Origin of the sequence: uncultured Paracoccus sp., assembly GCF_947487305.1 — a bacterium.
In the GTDB taxonomy this organism is placed as follows: Bacteria; Pseudomonadota; Alphaproteobacteria; order Rhodobacterales; family Rhodobacteraceae; genus Paracoccus.
On sequence record NZ_CANKWH010000095.1, the window covers coordinates 1 to 422 of the forward strand.

At 61.8% G+C, this 422-nt stretch carries 1 pseudogene; it reads right to left on the minus strand.

The annotated features are described in order from the left end of the window. Positions 1 to 422: pseudogene (locus Q1A36_RS21410) on the minus strand (IS21 family transposase); the annotation flags it as partial.

Consider the following 422-nt stretch of genomic DNA (forward strand, 5'->3'; position numbering starts at 1 on the left):
CGGTCCACCGCCGTGCGCATGTTGTCGTAGATACCCCGCTCGGGCACGCCGCCAAACACACGGAACGCGTGCCAGTGGGCGTCAAATAACATCTCGTGGGTCTGCAGCGGATAGGCGCGCAACAGAAAGGCCCGGCTATGCGACAGCTTGATATGCGCCATCTGAAGCTTGGTGCGATCGTCAGCCAGATGCCCGTAGTCTTCGCTCCAGTCGAACTGAAACGCTTCGCCCGGTCGAAAGGACAGCGGAACAAAGGTGCCGCGTCCCGTGGTCTGCTGTTCGCGCTGGCGATCTGTCCGCCATCGCCGTGAAAACGCCGCAACCCGGTTGTAGGAGCCGGTGAAGCCAAGTTTGACGAGATCGGCATGCATCTGCTTCAGCGTCCGCCGCTGCTTGCGCGACTTGCCGGCCTCCGTCTTCAA